The 16,453-nt window shown below is 29.0% G+C and carries 14 protein-coding genes; all 14 read left to right on the top strand.

Features of this window, described 5'->3' with window-relative positions; translation table 4 throughout:
* Positions 1–4 precede the first annotated feature (4 nt).
* Positions 5–700, top strand: a complete 696-nt coding sequence (locus SMONO_RS00955) for a hypothetical protein (RefSeq protein WP_101780474.1) — start codon at positions 5–7, stop codon at positions 698–700.
* On the top strand, positions 700–1,521 hold the full coding sequence (locus SMONO_RS00960; RefSeq protein WP_101780475.1) for a hypothetical protein: 822 nt from the start codon (positions 700–702) through the stop codon (positions 1,519–1,521). Before SMONO_RS00955 ends, SMONO_RS00960 begins: the two co-directional genes overlap by 1 nt.
* 16 nt (positions 1,522–1,537) lie before the next feature.
* Positions 1,538–1,987 (top strand): hypothetical protein, encoded by a 450-nt coding sequence (locus SMONO_RS00965; RefSeq protein WP_101780476.1) that lies wholly within the window; start codon positions 1,538–1,540, stop codon positions 1,985–1,987.
* A 75-nt stretch (positions 1,988–2,062) separates the two neighbouring features.
* Positions 2,063–3,889, top strand: a complete 1,827-nt coding sequence (gene typA / locus SMONO_RS00970; protein ID WP_101780477.1) for a translational GTPase TypA — start codon at positions 2,063–2,065, stop codon at positions 3,887–3,889.
* 115 nt (positions 3,890–4,004) lie between these two features.
* Positions 4,005–5,357, top strand: a complete 1,353-nt coding sequence (eno, locus tag SMONO_RS00975) for a phosphopyruvate hydratase (RefSeq protein ID WP_101780478.1) — start codon at positions 4,005–4,007, stop codon at positions 5,355–5,357.
* A gap of 70 nt (positions 5,358–5,427) precedes the next feature.
* The gene (locus SMONO_RS00980) at positions 5,428–6,321 is read left to right on the top strand and encodes a phosphatase PAP2 family protein (RefSeq protein ID WP_101780479.1); all 894 of its coding nucleotides are present in this window, start codon (positions 5,428–5,430) and stop codon (positions 6,319–6,321) included.
* The gene (gene ruvX / locus SMONO_RS00985; RefSeq protein ID WP_101780480.1) at positions 6,314–6,736 is read left to right on the top strand and encodes a Holliday junction resolvase RuvX; all 423 of its coding nucleotides are present in this window, start codon (positions 6,314–6,316) and stop codon (positions 6,734–6,736) included. The genes SMONO_RS00980 and ruvX overlap by 8 nt, the downstream gene beginning before the upstream one ends.
* Before the next feature lie 34 nt (positions 6,737–6,770).
* Positions 6,771–7,340, top strand: coding sequence for a hypoxanthine phosphoribosyltransferase (gene hpt, locus SMONO_RS00990; protein WP_101780481.1), 570 nt, complete (start codon positions 6,771–6,773; stop codon positions 7,338–7,340).
* Between the two features lie 72 nt (positions 7,341–7,412).
* The gene (pfkA, locus tag SMONO_RS00995; RefSeq protein WP_101780482.1) at positions 7,413–8,381 is read left to right on the top strand and encodes a 6-phosphofructokinase; all 969 of its coding nucleotides are present in this window, start codon (positions 7,413–7,415) and stop codon (positions 8,379–8,381) included.
* Positions 8,382–8,400: 19 nt separating this feature from the next.
* Positions 8,401–9,855, top strand: coding sequence for a pyruvate kinase (gene pyk / locus SMONO_RS01000; RefSeq protein WP_101780483.1), 1,455 nt, complete (start codon positions 8,401–8,403; stop codon positions 9,853–9,855).
* A 101-nt stretch (positions 9,856–9,956) separates the two neighbouring features.
* Entirely contained in the window at positions 9,957–11,393 is a 1,437-nt protein-coding gene (gene pyk / locus SMONO_RS01005) for a pyruvate kinase (RefSeq protein WP_101780484.1), read from the top strand.
* A gap of 110 nt (positions 11,394–11,503) precedes the next feature.
* A complete protein-coding gene (gene thrS, locus SMONO_RS01010; RefSeq protein ID WP_101780485.1) occupies positions 11,504–13,447 on the top strand; it encodes a threonine--tRNA ligase in 1,944 nt (647 codons plus the stop codon).
* Between the two features lie 25 nt (positions 13,448–13,472).
* Positions 13,473–14,603: a formate/nitrite transporter family protein gene (locus tag SMONO_RS01015; protein ID WP_101780486.1), complete on the top strand. Its 1,131-nt coding sequence runs from the start codon at positions 13,473–13,475 to the stop codon at positions 14,601–14,603.
* A gap of 263 nt (positions 14,604–14,866) precedes the next feature.
* Entirely contained in the window at positions 14,867–16,399 is a 1,533-nt protein-coding gene (locus SMONO_RS01020; RefSeq protein WP_101780487.1) for a YfcC family protein, read from the top strand.
* Positions 16,400–16,453 lie beyond the last annotated feature (54 nt).

The following is a 16,453-nucleotide window of genomic DNA, read 5'->3' on the forward strand; positions in this document are numbered from 1 at the left end:
AGTTATGCAAAACAAAGTTTGAAATGATTTATTCCAATCTTCACAAAATTTGATAACAAGTTTTTCTCAAGATCAAGAAAAATTGTTATCTTCTGTTAAGGATTTTAGTAATAATTTAGTTGCTTTTTCAGAGATTTACTTTTCTGACAGAGAAGAATTCTTTAAATTCTTAAAAAATAAATTTAGTAGTTTTTATTTACAAGCAACTTCAATAGTTTCAAGTGCAGATTCAGTATCTGTTATTATGCAATTAAATGAAGGTGTCAATGATTACTTGATTTTAATTAATCTATTTAGACAACTTTTAGTTACTTTAGATTCACTCACAAGTGATTATTGATTAAGAGTTGCTGAAAAAGTAAAGGATGCCAAATTTATTAAAATGGTAATAGGAATATCAAATGAAGCAAGATTTGAAAATGATAATGAAATATCAGGTTTTGTTATTAAAACTTTAGAAAAAAATAGAATTAAAGAAAATGACTTCTTTAAAAACTGTATGAATAAGGAATTGTGAGAAGAAATTAAATTACTTGAAGAAAAAATTCTTAATAAGCCAGATGGAGATTTTGAATACTTTAAAGAATTGTTATCAAAATCCGAACATTTAGCAGATGATATGGTTATAAATTTATGAGCTGTTTTAGCTATAAATATTAGTTATTTAGAATTTCTAAATGATATTGTGGGTGAAGTTTAATGTCTTTAAAAGAATGGGAATACTATAGTTTTATACAAAAAGATTTAATTAGCAAAGAAGTTTATATGCTGTTTTCAACTTTTGGAGAGGACAACAAATATTTACAAACAATTCAAAAACAATGATTTGAATCAAAAGATATTGAAGAATTTAGAGATCAAATAGAAGAAAAATTTGAAGAAATTGAAGTAAAAGTAAAACCTCAAGTTGATAGAGATAATTTAAGTTGTCTTTTAAGGATGATGGCTATTTGTGATACTTTTTTTGAGTATGAATATTTATATGAAGCATCAAGAGAAACGTTCTTAAATTCAAATAAAGAAAAAATTAATAGTCTAAATGTTTATGATTATGCATTTGATGACAATCTAACTTTTAGCTTAAGGTCTTTTATTGAAGATCTAGAAGAAATTAATTTACCTAAAAAGTATTCAACAGTAATTGAAGATATTAAAAAATCAATCTCTAGAGTTTCTGAACTTGGAGATTACAACTTAAGAGTTAAAGAAGCATACAAAATTAACGATTTAATGAGTGACTTATTAGATGTTTTAGAAGATTTTGAAGACTTTGAAGATAATTCAACAGAATTTGGAACAATTGATGAAGTTATTTTGTATAATTTTGCAATATACCAGTCCACTAAAATGCATTTTTTAATACTATTGAGAGAATATATTATTTTAGAAGAGGAAAAAAGCAATAATATAATATTGCAAAAATCTAAACCATTAATAAACGAAGAAGAATTAAGACTATCTGAGACAAAAGTTCTTTCAGATAAGATTAATGAAATTTACTATAAGACTTTAAAAAATTAAAAAAGGAGTGAGTAGTATGGAACAACATTTAAAATATCCGTTTTGTTGTAAAGACCATTCAAACTTTTTTTCAACACTCTTAGAAAATTACATAAAGTTAAGGCCGAAACAAGAAGGTATTGTTATTATCAATGAGGATTTTCAATTATATAAAGAATTAACAAAAACAAATTTGAAACTAATTTTTGAAAGTGAAAAAAATAGTATTAAAAAGTGAAATGACAATTTAATTGACGATCTTGAGAAAAAACTTTGAAGTATAGCTAGCATCATGTTTATATATTATGTTTTTCATGTATTTGAACTTAATTTAAATAAAGAAGTAGTTGAAAATTTTGAGTTTTTAAAAGATCAAAGTATAAATCTACACAATTCCATTGGCACTTTAGAAATACAATCTGCATTTAAATTAATCTTTCAAATAATTGATGACATCAAACAAATTAAAGAGGCAAATATTTACTAAATTAACTTATTTGTTGGTATAACAATTAAATATTTGGTATTATCAATAAGTTATTAAATTATTAAGTAGGAGAAAATCATGAATAAAAAAATAATAAATATAGCTGTTATTGCTCACGTTGACGCAGGTAAATCAACTTTAGTTGATGCATTTTTAAGTCAATCAAATGTATTTAGAGCAAATGAAGAAGTTAAAGAACAAGTTATGGACAGTAATGATCAAGAAAGAGAACGTGGAATTACAATTTATTCAAAAAACTGTGCTATTGAATATAATGGATACAAAATCAACATTGTTGATACTCCTGGCCACGCTGATTTCTCAAGTGAAGTTGAACGTATTATGAAAACTGTTGATACAGTTATCTTATTGGTTGACTCAGCTGAAGGACCAATGCCTCAAACAAGATTTGTTTTATCAAAAGCTTTAGAATTAGGTTTAAAACCAATTCTTTTAGTTAATAAAATTGATAAAAAAGACCAAAGAGCATTAGAGGTTGTTGATGAAGTTCTTGAATTATTTATGGAATTAGATGCAAACGATGAGCAAATTGAATTCCCATCATTATTTGGTACAGCTCGTGATGGTATAGTTCAATATTCAATGGAAGAAAAAAGTGATAACTTAGTTCCTTTATTTGAAACAATTATTAAACAAGTTGGAAACTATCCATTAGAATTAGCTCAAGAAGCAGTTCAATTGCAAATTTCATCACTAGCATACGACTCATTTATCGGAAGATTAGGAATTGGAAGACTATTTAAAGGAGTTCTAAAAGAAGGGCAACAAGTTGCTATTTCTAAAAATGATGGAACAGTTGCTAAAGGTAAAATTACTGGATTATTTATCTATGAAGGATTAAAAAGAGTTGCTGTAAAAGAAGCTCAAGCTGGTGAGATTGTAGTTATTTCTGGAATTAGTGATTTAACAATTGGAGATACAGTTTGTGAACCAGATAAAATAGATGCACTTCCTCCAATCGTTATTGAAGAACCAACAATGAGTATGAACTTCCTAGTTAATACATCTCCATTTGCTGGTAGAGTTGGTAAATATGTTACAACAAGAAATATTAAAGAAAGATTGGATAAAGAATTAGAAGTAAACGTTGGTTTAAGAGTTGAAGCATTATCAGATTCATCTGCCGATGGATTCAAAGTTTTAGGTAGAGGTGAACTTCACTTATCTGTTCTAATTGAAACAATGAGAAGAGAAGGATTTGAATTGGGGATCTCTAGACCAGAAGTTGTTGTTAGAATTGATGAAAAGGGTAACAAACTGGAACCAATGGAAAAAGTTATAATTGACGTTCCAACTGAATTTGCTGGAACAGTTATTAACAAATTAAACCTAAGAAAAGGTATGATGGTTGATATGGACTCTGATGGAGTTAGAGATAAGGTTACTTACCACATACCAACTAGAGGGTTAATTGGATTTAAATCAGAATTTACAAACGACACACGTGGTGAAGGGGTTATGGTTAAATCAAGTATTGGCTATGAAGAGTATAAAGGTAAAATAGACGGAAGATTAAATGGTACTTTAGTTTCCATGGCTAATGGTGTAACGCTTCCTTATGCTTTAAATAACCTTGAAGAAAGAGGGATACTATTTGTTGGTCCTCAAACTGAAGTATATGATGGAATGATTGTTGGATTGCACTCAAGAGATAATGACTTAAATGTTAACCCAACAACTGGTAAAAAATTAACAAACACTAGATCATCGGGTAATGATGATTCAGTTAAGTTGACACCTCCAAGAAAATTCACACTTGAAGAAGCTCTTGAATTTATTGAGTGAGATGAACTAGTAGAAGTTACTCCTGAAGATATAAGATTAAGAAAAAAATGACTTTCAGAAAATGAAAGAAAGCAACACAGAAACGACCCACACTAGTAAAAAAATTCCGTATTGGAATTTTTTTTTGAAAAAAGTTCCATATCAATATGAAAAAAATTATTAATAATCTAGGAAAAAAGGTTTATTATAGAAATATAAGGAGAATTTGAATATGTCAAAAATAACTAACATAGTTGCACGTGAAGTATTAGACTCACGTGGATTCCCAACAGTTCAAGTTGATGTAACAACTGAATTTGGTGGATTTGGAACTGCTAAAGTTCCTTCAGGAGCTTCAACTGGTTCAAGAGAAGCATTAGAATTAAGAGATGGAGATAAAAACCGTTTTGGTGGAAAAGGTGTTTTAAAAGCAGTTTCTAATGTAAACGACAAAATCGCAGATCAAATCATTGGTATGGAAGTAACTGATCAAGTTGCAATCGATACAGCAATGTGTAAATTAGATGGTGATGACTTCAAAAAAAACTTAGGAGCAAATGCAATCTTAGGTGTTTCATTAGCTGTAGCTAAAGCTGCAGCAAGTGAATTGGAAATTCCATTATACAGATACATCGGAGGAACAAACGCAAGAAGATTACCTGTTCCAATGTTAAATGTTATTAACGGTGGAGAACATGCTGATTCAGCAATCGACTTCCAAGAATTTATGATTATGCCTGTTGGTGCACCAACATTTAGTGAATCATTAAGATGAGCTTCAGAAACTTTCCAAGCTTTAAAATCTTTATTACATGATAAAAAAGATATTACAGCTGTTGGTGATGAAGGTGGATTTGCTCCAAACTTTGCATGAGCATACCCAGAAGAAACAATTGAAGCATTTAAAGCAAAAACTCCAGTAGAAGTTGCTTTAGATTTATTAGTAGAAGCTATCGAAAAAGCTGGTTACAAAACTGGTAAAGATGGAATCATGATCGCAATGGATTGTGCTAACTCAGAATTATACATCGATGGTAAATACCACTTCAAGAAAATTGAAAAATTAACAGGAAAAGATTGATCATTAACAACAGATGAAATGGTTTCATTCCTAGATAAATTAGTTGATACATACCCAATTATTTCAATTGAAGATGGATTAGCTGAATCTGACTGAGATGGATTCCAAAAACAAGTTAAAACAATGGGTCACAAAATCCAAATCGTTGGAGATGACTTATTTGTTACTAACCCAAAAATTACTGCAGAAGGAATTGAGAAAAAAGCTGCAAACTCAGTATTAATTAAACTAAACCAAATTGGAACTTTAACAGAAACTATTGAAACAATTCAAATGGCTCAAAAAGCTGGTTGAACTGCTGTTACTTCACACCGTTCAGGTGAAACTGAAGACGCAACAATTGCTGACTTAGCAGTTGCTTTAAACACAGGACAAATCAAAACAGGATCAATGTCAAGATCTGATAGAATTGCAAAATACAATAGATTATTAGAAATTGAAGCTGAATTAGGTGAAGCTGCAATTTATGATGGTTTAAAATCATTCTATAACTTAACAAAATAATAAAAATATAATTTTTACTCGAATCACATAGTGATTCGTTTTTTATTTATAATTAAGTAAAGGTGATTAAATGTTTCTAAACAAAAAGAAAAATTATATTTGAATAGCTATTTTAATTGTTTTTTTAGCATATTTTATTTCTATAGCTTTATTTGATTTCAAAATTGCTCAATTAATTGGCTCAGATTTTAAAAATAATTGATTTTCAATATTTTTTGATAAATTTGGAAGTTGTCTAATTATATTTCCTTTATTCATAATCACTAATTCATTTGTGCTTAAAATGATTACTAATTATAAAAGTAATAAATCTATAAAAGTTATAATAATGATTTTGTTTTCGTTTATTTATGTGACTATTTCAATTTTATCTATATTTCTTTTTGAAAAAAATGACAACACAAATTTATACATAACTTTCATTTCTGTAACTACTTTTCTTTTGATGTTGCATGTATTTTTTATAAATTATTTCTCAATTAAATTAATATTAAAAGAAGATTTAGAATTTATAAATAAAATGTTTTATTATTCTTGTGTTTCGTTGGCATTTCTTATAATTTCTTGAACCAATGTAACACTATTTAAATATATTTTTGGAAGAAATAGACCAGAAGCAGTTTTAGAAGAAGGTGCAAATTTCCAATATGTATTTCAGATTAACTTTAATAGACTGGGCAAACAAAGCACTAGTTTTCCATCGGGTCATACAATGTCTGCTGGACAAATAATTATATTTACATACTTTATAAATTTGAAAAATCCTAAAAATAATAAACTAATTAAAGGTATATTAATTATATTAGTAGCAATTTTAACTTTAAATGTTGCTACATCTAGAATGTTGATGCAAAAACACTTTTTAACAGATGTTTCTCTATCAATGTTTTTGGTTATTGTATATTATTTGGTAACACCAATAATAACAGAAAAAATACAAAAGAGGATAATAAAAAATGGCTAAATATATAGGATTAGATTTAGGAAGTAAAACTATTGGAGTTGCAACAAGTGAGGGATATTTTTCAAATCCAAAAGAAACAATAAGATTTCAAGAAAATAATTTTGAAGACGGTGTAATAAAATTAAATTCCTTTCTTAAAAAAGAAGGATTTGAAAAATTGATAATAGGATATCCAAAAAATATGGATGGATCGACAGGTCATAGAGTTGAAATGGTTGAGGACTTCATAAAAGTTATGTTAGAAAAAAAAGCAGTAAAAGAAGAACAAATTGAAAGAGTTGATGAAAGATTAACTACAAGAATGGCAAAACAAATGATGATATCTGCAGATCTAAGTCGTAAAAAGCAAAAAGAAAATAAAGACCAAGTAGCTGCAAAATTAATTTTAGAAACTTATCTTAACTCAATTAAGTAAGTTATAATAATGTTGTAAATAAGTGGAGGTATCAATGGAAAAGCATCCTTTAGTAAAAGAAATTTTATTTTCTAAGGAACAAATCGACACAAGAACTGCGGAATTAGCAGAAGAAATTGATAAGTACTACGAAAGCCAAGATGTTAAGGAAAACACTGTTATTCTTATTGGGCTATTAAAAGGTTGTGTACCTTTTATGGCAAATTTTATTAAGTATTTTAAACATGAGTGTCAAACAGAATATATGGTTGTTTCATCATATTTGGGTGGGACAAAAACAGTTGGAGAACCAAAAATAAATTTAGACTTAAATATATCAATTAAAGACAAGCACATATTGATAATAGAAGATATTATTGATTCAGGAATTACGTTAGATTACATTAAAAACTATTTAGCTTTTAAAGGTGCAAAAGAGGTTAAAGTAGTAACTCTTTTAGATAAACCAGAAGGTAGAACAGTTGATATGGAAGCTGACTGAAGTGGATTCACAATAAAAAAGGAATTCATAATTGGTTATGGGCTTGACTATGAGGAAAGATTGAGAAATCTTCCATACGTAGCAATTTGTGATACGGACAAGCTAAAAGATTGAAAATGATAATTTAATCATTTTTTTATTAATTAATTAGATTTTTAAAAAAGTTATATAATCTATACATATGGAGGAAGTTTTATGATTAAAAAAATTGGTGTTTTAACATCAGGTGGTGATGCTCCTGGTATGAACGCAGCTGTTGCTTCAGTTATAAAAACTGCAATTTCAAAAGGGATTGAACCTTATGTGGTCAAAGATGGTTACAAAGGATTAATCAATAACTGAATTGAAAAAGTTGATATCAACTTCGCATCAGACATAATATCAAAAGGTGGGACAATAATCGGTTCTGCTAGATTACCTGAATTCAAAGAAGAATCAGTTAGACAAAAAGCTGTTGATAATTTGAAAAAAATGGAAATTGAAGCATTGGTTGTTATTGGTGGAGATGGAAGTTATCAAGGAGCTGAAAAACTTACAAAAATGGGAATAAATTGTATTGGTTTACCTGGGACAATTGATAATGATATTGTTTCATCAGACTATACAATTGGTTTTGACACAGCCTTAAACACTGTTATAAATTCATTAGATCAAATAAGAGATACTATCCAATCACACAATAGATGTATGGTTGTTGAAATAATGGGTAATGGTTGTGGTGATTTAACTTTATATGGAGCTACAGGTACTGGGGCTGAGATTTTTTCTACAAAAGAAAGTTTCTTAACAGAAGAAGAGATTATTAATCAAGTTAAAGAATTACGTAGCAAAAATAAAAGAAGTGTACTTATTGCTGTTGCTGAAAAAAATTATGATGTGAATGAATTGGCAAAAAAAATCGAAAAAGAATCTGGATATGAAACTAGAGCTACAATTTTAGGACATACTCAAAGAGGTGGTAAGCCAACTGGTATGGATAGATATTTAGCGGTAAAAGCTGGTATGTTTGCAGTCGAACAATTGATTGCAGGTAAGGGTGGATTATATATTGGAATGAGCAACAATGAATTGGTTGCTAGAGATATTGATTCAACTTTAAATATGCCAAAAGTTGATAAAAGTGATGAATATGAAAAACTAAGAAATATTAACAAAGCTGTTTAGTAACAATAAGGAGAAAATTATGAACAAAGAAATAGAATTTTACGAACCAAGTAAGATAGCAAAAAAAATCAAAAGAACTAAAATCGTTACAACAATAGGGCCAAGCACTCATTCAAAAGACGATATAAGAAAATTGTTTGAATCAGGTATGAACGTAGTTAGGTTAAATTTTTCACACGGAAAACAAGATGAACAAGCAGAAAAAATTAAATCAGTAATTGAATTGAGAGAAGAATTAGATAAACCAATCTCAATTATGTTAGATACAAAAGGACCAGAAATTAGAATTGGAAAAGTTCTAGATGGGTCTCAAGAAATCAAAGCAGGTACAGATGTTAGAGTTTATACAACTCAAGAAGAGTACTTAAACCGTGAATGTAAATCAACTGAAATGACAGTTTCTTATGACATGAGTATTGATTTAAAACCTGGAGATACTGTTTTAGTAGATGATGGAAAATTAACATTACACGTTATTAATGTTGAGCCAGGACTAGTTAATTGTAAAGCTTTTAACACTCACACTGTTAAAACAAACAAAAGAGTTAACTTGCCAGGTGTAGATTTCTCATTACCATTTTTAGCAGAAAAAGATATAGAAGACATTAAGTTTGGAGCAAAAATGAAAGTTGACTATATAGCAGCATCATTTGTTAACTCAGCTGAAAATGTAAAAGAAATTAGAGCAATCTTAAAAGAATGTAAAGCAGAACATGTTCAAATTATTTCAAAAATAGAATCAAAAATTGGAATTTTCAATATTGATGAAATCATTGAAGCATCAGATGGAATTATGGTGGCTCGTGGAGATCTAGGATTAGAAATTCCTTATTATGAAGTTCCATATTGAGAAAAACAAATGATTAGAAAATGTAGAAAAGCAGGAAAAGTCGTTGTTGTTGCAACACAAATGTTAGAATCAATGACTGACAATCCTCAACCAACAAGAGCTGAAGTAACTGACGTTTACTACGCAACTGAATTAGGAGCTGATGCAACTATGTTAAGTGGTGAATCAGCTGCAGGTATTTACCCATTTATTACAACAGAAACTATGGCAACAATTAATAAGCGTGCTGAATTAGGATTTTATGGGAAAATTTACTATGATAGAGCTTTAGAAATCGCAAGAAGTTCTACAACAGGAACTAGAGCAGACATTGCTGATGAATTAGCAAACATTACTAGAAATGGTAAATATGAATTCGCCTTGGTTCTTTCAAGAACTGGAGAATTATTAAGAACAATTTCTAAATTTAGACCAAACGTTACAATCTTGGGTGTTTGTGATAAAGAAGAATTATGAACTGGATTTGGAGCAATGCACTCAATATTTATGAATAAAGTTGAAAGCATAGATAAAGCAATAGAGGATAAATCAATTTTGCCAGAAATTGCAAGATCTTGAGGTGCTAAAAAAGGTGAAGAAATCTTAATAGTTAGAAATGAAGATATCAAAGTTTACACAGTTTAATAAATAACCACTTATGTGGTTATTTTTTTTTCTATTGTTCAATTTAAGAAAAAGTAAACAGAAAATGTTATAATTCTCTTGTTATTAACAAGGAGAATACTATGAACAAATTAAACTTAAATGAAAGAATGAAAAGAACCAAAGTTATTACAACTGTTGGTCCAAGTGTTCATTCAAAAGAAGCTATCAAAGAATTGTTTGATAAAGGAATGACTACAATTCGTTTAAACTTCTCACACGCAGACTTCCAAGAACACGGTGAAAGATTTGAATGAGTAAAATCATTAAGACAAGAAATCAACAAACCAATTTCAATTTTATTAGACACAAAAGGTCCAGAAATTAGAATTGGTAAAATGAAAGATGGAAAACAAGAAGTAAAAGCAGGTACAGAAGTGACTGTTTATACAAATCCAGAAGATTTTACAACAAGAGAATGTACAGCAACTGAAATGCAAATGTCATACGATATGTCACAAGACGTAAAAGTTGGTGACGCAGTTTTAGTAGATGATGGAAAATTAACAATGTACGTAACAAGCGTTGAAAAATACAAAGTTATGTGTAAAGCTTTCAATACACACTTAGTAAAAACAAACAAAAGAGTTAATTTACCAGGTGTAGAATTTACATTACCATTCTTAGCAGAAAAAGATTACAACGATATTCACTTTGGAATCGAAAACAATATCGATTACATAGCAGCATCATTTGTTAACTCAGCAGATAATGTAAAAGAAATTAGAGCAATCTTAAAAGAAAAAAATGCAGAACACATTCAAATTATTTCAAAAATTGAATCACAAGTTGGATGTGACAACATTGATTCAATTATTGCTGAATCAGATGGAATCATGGTAGCTCGTGGAGATCTAGGATTAGAAATTCCTTACTATGATGTACCTTACTGAGAAAAACAAATAATTAGAAAATGTAGAGAACAAGGGAAATTAGTTATTGTTGCAACACAAATGCTAGAATCAATGACAGACAATCCACAACCAACAAGAGCTGAAGTAACTGACGTTTACTACGCTACTGAATTAGGAGCTGATGCAACTATGTTAAGTGGTGAATCAGCAAATGGAGACTTCCCATTCATTACTGTTGAAACTATGTCAACAATTAACAAACGTGCAGAAGTTGAATTTTATGAAAAACACTACTACACAAAACAATTAGAAAAAGCAAAAAAATCTAGTTCAGGAAAAAGAGCTGAAATAGCAAACCAATTAGCTAACACTACATTAGCTGGTAACTATGAGTATGCAATAGTAATTTCAAGAACTGGAGAATTATTAAAAACAATTTCTAAATTTAGACCAAATGTTACAATTTTAGGTGTTTGTGATAACGATAAATTATGAACTGGATTTGGAGCAATGCACTCAATATTTATGAACAAAGTCGAGAACTTAGATTCATTCATGGAAGATGAAAAAGCAATTTCAGAAGTTGCTAAATCATGAGGTGCAAAATCTGGAGAAAGAATCTTATTTGTAAGAAATGAAAACATAAAAGAAATCACTCTAGCATAATAATTTTAAAAAAACTAAACATATTAATGTTTAGTTTTTTTTGCTTTCATTTAATAAAATTATGTATAATATAAATTGATATATTTAATAGTTAAAAGGCGGAAGTACAGATGAAAATAACATTGTTAGATGGAAATATAATGAGCTTTGATGGACCAAGAAGCGTAATGGAAATAGCAAAAGAGATTTCAATATCATTAGGAAAGAAATGTGTTGGAGCAGTTGTTAATGGAAAAGAAATAATACCCTCAAAAGCTGTTGTGGACAGGGATTGTAAACTTGAATTAATTACTGAAAGACATGATTTTTTTAACTCCGTTGTTAATTATACTGCAAAAATTCTTACAGCATTTGCCTTAAAAAAGGTTATGCCTGAAGGATGTATTTTCCCAGAAAAAGAAGGTTATGATAAAACAGAATTTTTTGTATATTTTGATGTTGATAAAAAATTATCATTAGAAGATTTAAAACAAGCAGAAGATTTTGCAAATGAACTAATAGGTCAAGCTTTTGAATTTGACTTCATCACAGAAGGTTTTGAAGAACAAGCATATATTGAATTAATGACTTTCTTGAATGTGAAGAAAGAATATATTGATGTGATGATAAAAAACAATCAACAAAGATATATTAAATATCCAGTTGCAGCTTTAAATAATGTTAAATTTTATTCTAGATATGCAACATTAAATAACACAAAAGATTTATATAAAATAGAACTTAATGAGGTTACTGCATTCCAAACTGATGGAAATAGATTTGTTTACAAAGTTCATGGATTAACAGCAACAAGCGAAAAAGAATTTGAAGATAAAAAAAGAAAACTTGAAGAAGTAAAAGAAAATGATCATAAGTATATTGCTAAAAATTTAGAAATATATCATTTAGATCCTTTGATTGGTCAAGGTTTACCGATTTGATTACCAAATGGAACAATCTTGAAACAAGAAATTAAAAAGTACTTAATGCAAAAAGAATTTGAATATGATTTCATTCAAATAGAAACACCTGTAATTGGAACAAGTGAACTTTATAAAACTTCAGGTCATTGAGACCATTATCGTGATGATATGTTTGCACCGATGATTCTTCCGAAAGAAGAAATGGTTTTAAAACCAATGAGCTGTCCTCACCACATTTCTGTTTATAAATATAAACAAAGAAGTTATAGAGATTTACCTTTGAGATTTGCAGAACATGCACTACAACACAGATATGAATCTTCTGGAAGTCTTACAGGACTTGAGAGAGTAAGGGCTATGGAGTTAACTGACTCACACATTTTTGTAAGACCAGATCAAGTTAAAGAAGAGTTTGTAAGATGTTTCAATTTGATTACAGAGGTTTTATCAACTTTTGATATTAAAATTGATTACTTATCTTTATCATTAAGAGACCCTGAAGATAAAGAAAAATACTTTGATGATGATAAAATGTGAAACAATGCAGAAAGACAATTAGAATCTGTTTTGAAAGAATTAAATATCAATTATAAAAAAATGATAGGTGAAGCTGCTTTCTATGGACCTAAGTTGGATATTCAAGCCAAAACAGCTTTAGGACACGAAATAACTGTTTCAACAATTCAACTTGATTTCTTATTGCCTCAAAAATTTGATATTAGTTATATAAATGAAGAAGGTGTTTTAGAAAAACCTATAATGATTCACAGGGGACTTGTTGGAACTTATGAAAGATTCATTTCTGTTTTATTAGAACAAACAAAAGGTGTTTTACCATTATGGTGTACACCACAACAAATTGAAATTATACCTGTTAATATTTCTAAAAAGGATTATGCCGAGAAAGTTATGAAAGAACTTAAAACTAATTTAATTAGGTCAAAAATTGATTTGAGAGATGAAAGATTAAGTTATAAAATTCGTGATGCTCAAATAAGAAAAATTCCATATCAATTAGTTCTTGGTGAAAAAGAAGAACAAAATGGAACAGTCACATTTAGAAGGTATGGTTGTGAAGAACAAACAACAGTAACCTTAGAAGAATTTAATGAAATGATTCTAAAAAAAATCAAAGAAAAGTCATATAATTAATTTTAAATAGGAGTATGAAATTACTATGAATAAAAATAACAACATTGAAGATGAAATTAGAGCCTTGAAGGAAGAAGACTATGGAATTTTAGATGCACAGCATTCTTTCATGGTTGATGGTGTTCTTGGCGGATTCAAAGCTGCAATACATAAGTTGCACTACACATTTATAAAACAAATATTATTAGGAATAATGAGTGGTGTGATCATTGGTTTTGGTTATGTTGCATGTATAATTGCAATGGTATCAATCCAAGACACTTCATTTAAAGCTTTTGGAACAATTCTTTTAGGATTTATATTCCCTGGATGTATTATATTAATTACATTCTTGGGAGGTGGATTATTCACAAGTCATGTGTTTAGCACAATTCCTGTTTTTAAAGGTTGTGGAAGTAGAAGGTTATATTTAAAGGGTATATTCGGAGTTCTTTTGGGAAACTTTGCAGGAACTTTTATATTTGTTGCTTTATTTTCTGCTGCTGGAGGTCTTTGAGATAATAAAGATTTTCTAACTAAAGTATTTAGCATGGCAATGCACAAGATGTATTTAGTAAATCATGATATTTTAAATGGAGTTGCAATAAGTGGCATGAGTATATTGGCAACTGTTGGTATAGGAATTGCTTCAGGTATTTTGTGTAATATGATGGTTTGTGCAACTCTTCCGTTGGCAAGTACAACCAAAAATACTGCAGCCATTATTCTTATGATGATTTTCCCAATTGCTTATTTTGCAATTGGTGGTTTCCAACATGGACCTGCAAACTCGTTCTTTATGTGAATGATGCTTTTTGAAGCAATATTCAATCACTCAGATGTTGTTATAGGTGTTATTGTTGATGGTGCGGGTGACAAAACAGAATTCATTAAAGAAATTCACCCTCAAATACAATATTTCTTCTTGTTTATAGCGATTAGTACTTTACCAACACTTATTGGTAACTGATTTGGAGGTGCATTATTATTGCCTGGTATTCTTTACTTTATAAATAAAGAATATGCTTCAGTTTTATTTAAAAAAATAAAGCTAGAATATCTAGAAGAAAAATCAGGTAATTTTAAAGCAAAAGCTGAAAAACAAATGAAAAAACTTAAGCAAAAAATAAAAGAGAAGCAAGCTGATATTGATTCTCAAGAAAATAATAAAAATTAACAATAAAAAGACCATTTAATTATGGTTTTTTTATTTTTTTATATATAATTAAAAAAGATAAATGCACAGGAGTATTTTATGAGATTAATAATCAAGCAAATCAGTAAGGGCAAACGTAAGTAGTTTCAAACTATTGATTTTTTGATTATCAAATATAATAATACTTATCTTTAAAATTTAAAAATAATAAATACAAATAATAAATGAAATAATCACAATTTAATAAATATAAAATTAAAAAACTAGAATGAGAGAATATCAAAATGAAAAATAATGATTTAAAAACTAAAAAGAAGTTTAAGTTTAAAATACCAACTTCTTTTACAATACTTTTTGCTGTATTGGTATTAATAATGATAGCTTCTTGAATAATGCATTATGCAGGAGTTACTTTTATACCAGAACATTCCAAAGAAAACCCAGAGCAAGATGCTCAAAGGGTAAAAGCTATAGGAATAGTTTATTTATTTGTATCTATATTTAAGGGTTTTGAAAATAAGGTTGAAATTATTGTATTTGTACTTTCTATTGGTGCATTTATTTATATAGTTATGAAGTCAAAATCTCTGGATGCGTTGACTCAAAAAATAGCGTGAAAATTTAAGGATAAAACAATATGGGCAATACCTATAGTTGTTATTTTCTTAAGTTTTTGTGGATCTGCATATGGAATGGCAGAAGAAGCTTTGGGATTCCATATGATAATCATCCCTTTAATGTTGGTTGCTGGTTTTGATGTCTTTACAGCTTTGATTACAGTACTTCTGGGTGGGGGTATTGGTCCTATGTTGGCAACATTTGACCCATTCCTAATTTTTACTGCTGCAGCATCAGCTGGTAGTGAACCTATGGATGGATTGGTTTTTAGATTAATTGCATGGGTTTTAGTTACAGGATTTACATCTGGTTGAGTTATGTTTTATGCAAGAGGTGTTAAAAGGAATCCTCAACTTTCATATACTTTCTCTACAGTAGAAGAAGACAAAAGATTTTTCTTAAAAGAACAAGTTAATGAAGTTCCATTAACAAAAAAAAGAATAAGTATAAGCGTTATATTTTTATTTATGTTCCTAATAATGATTACTTATTTATTCCCTTGAGATGAACTACTTGGAACAACAGCTATGAACGATTTTGCAATATGAATGGAAAAATATTTACCATTTTTATCTGGTATGGTAGATCCTATTGGAAATGGTGATATGTTTGTTGTTGCTGGATTATTTTTAATAGGTTCTTTGGTTGTTACAATTCTTAATTGAGAAAATGAAGAATCTTTTATTGAAGATCTTATGACGGGTGCAAAAGATATGATTGGTGTTGCATTTATTATATCTATTGCAGGAGCAATAACTTTCTTGTTAGAGGAAGCTGGTATAAAATCACTTATGATAGGTGGAATTGAAAATTCTAACATAGGTAATATGAATCCTTTCTTATTTATTGTTATGACTTTCTTATTGTTCATACCGATGTCATTTGCAATACCATCAACATCTGGTTTTTCTAGTGCAATATTTCCTGTATGAGGAGAATTATCTAAACAAATAACAATTGGATCAACAGGAATCAATATGGTATCTGGAAGTATAACTGCATTCGCTTATGCCAACGGTATGGCAAATATGGTGTCTCCAGCTTCTGGGATTGTTGTTGGAGCTGCACAAATAGGTAGAACTAGTTATGGTACAATTATGAAAGGAACTTGGAAGTTCCATGTGTCGCTTCTTGCTATAAATATTTCATTACTATTAATTGGTACTGGACTAAATTATACAGGTGCACATATCTTTTAATGATTAAATAAGCAAAACCCTAAAAAGGGTTTTGTTTTTATAGGGGGAATAATT

The sequence above is a fragment of the Spiroplasma monobiae MQ-1 genome (assembly GCF_002865545.1).
GTDB lineage: Bacteria > Bacillota_I > Bacilli_A > Mycoplasmatales > Mycoplasmataceae > Spiroplasma_A > Spiroplasma_A monobiae.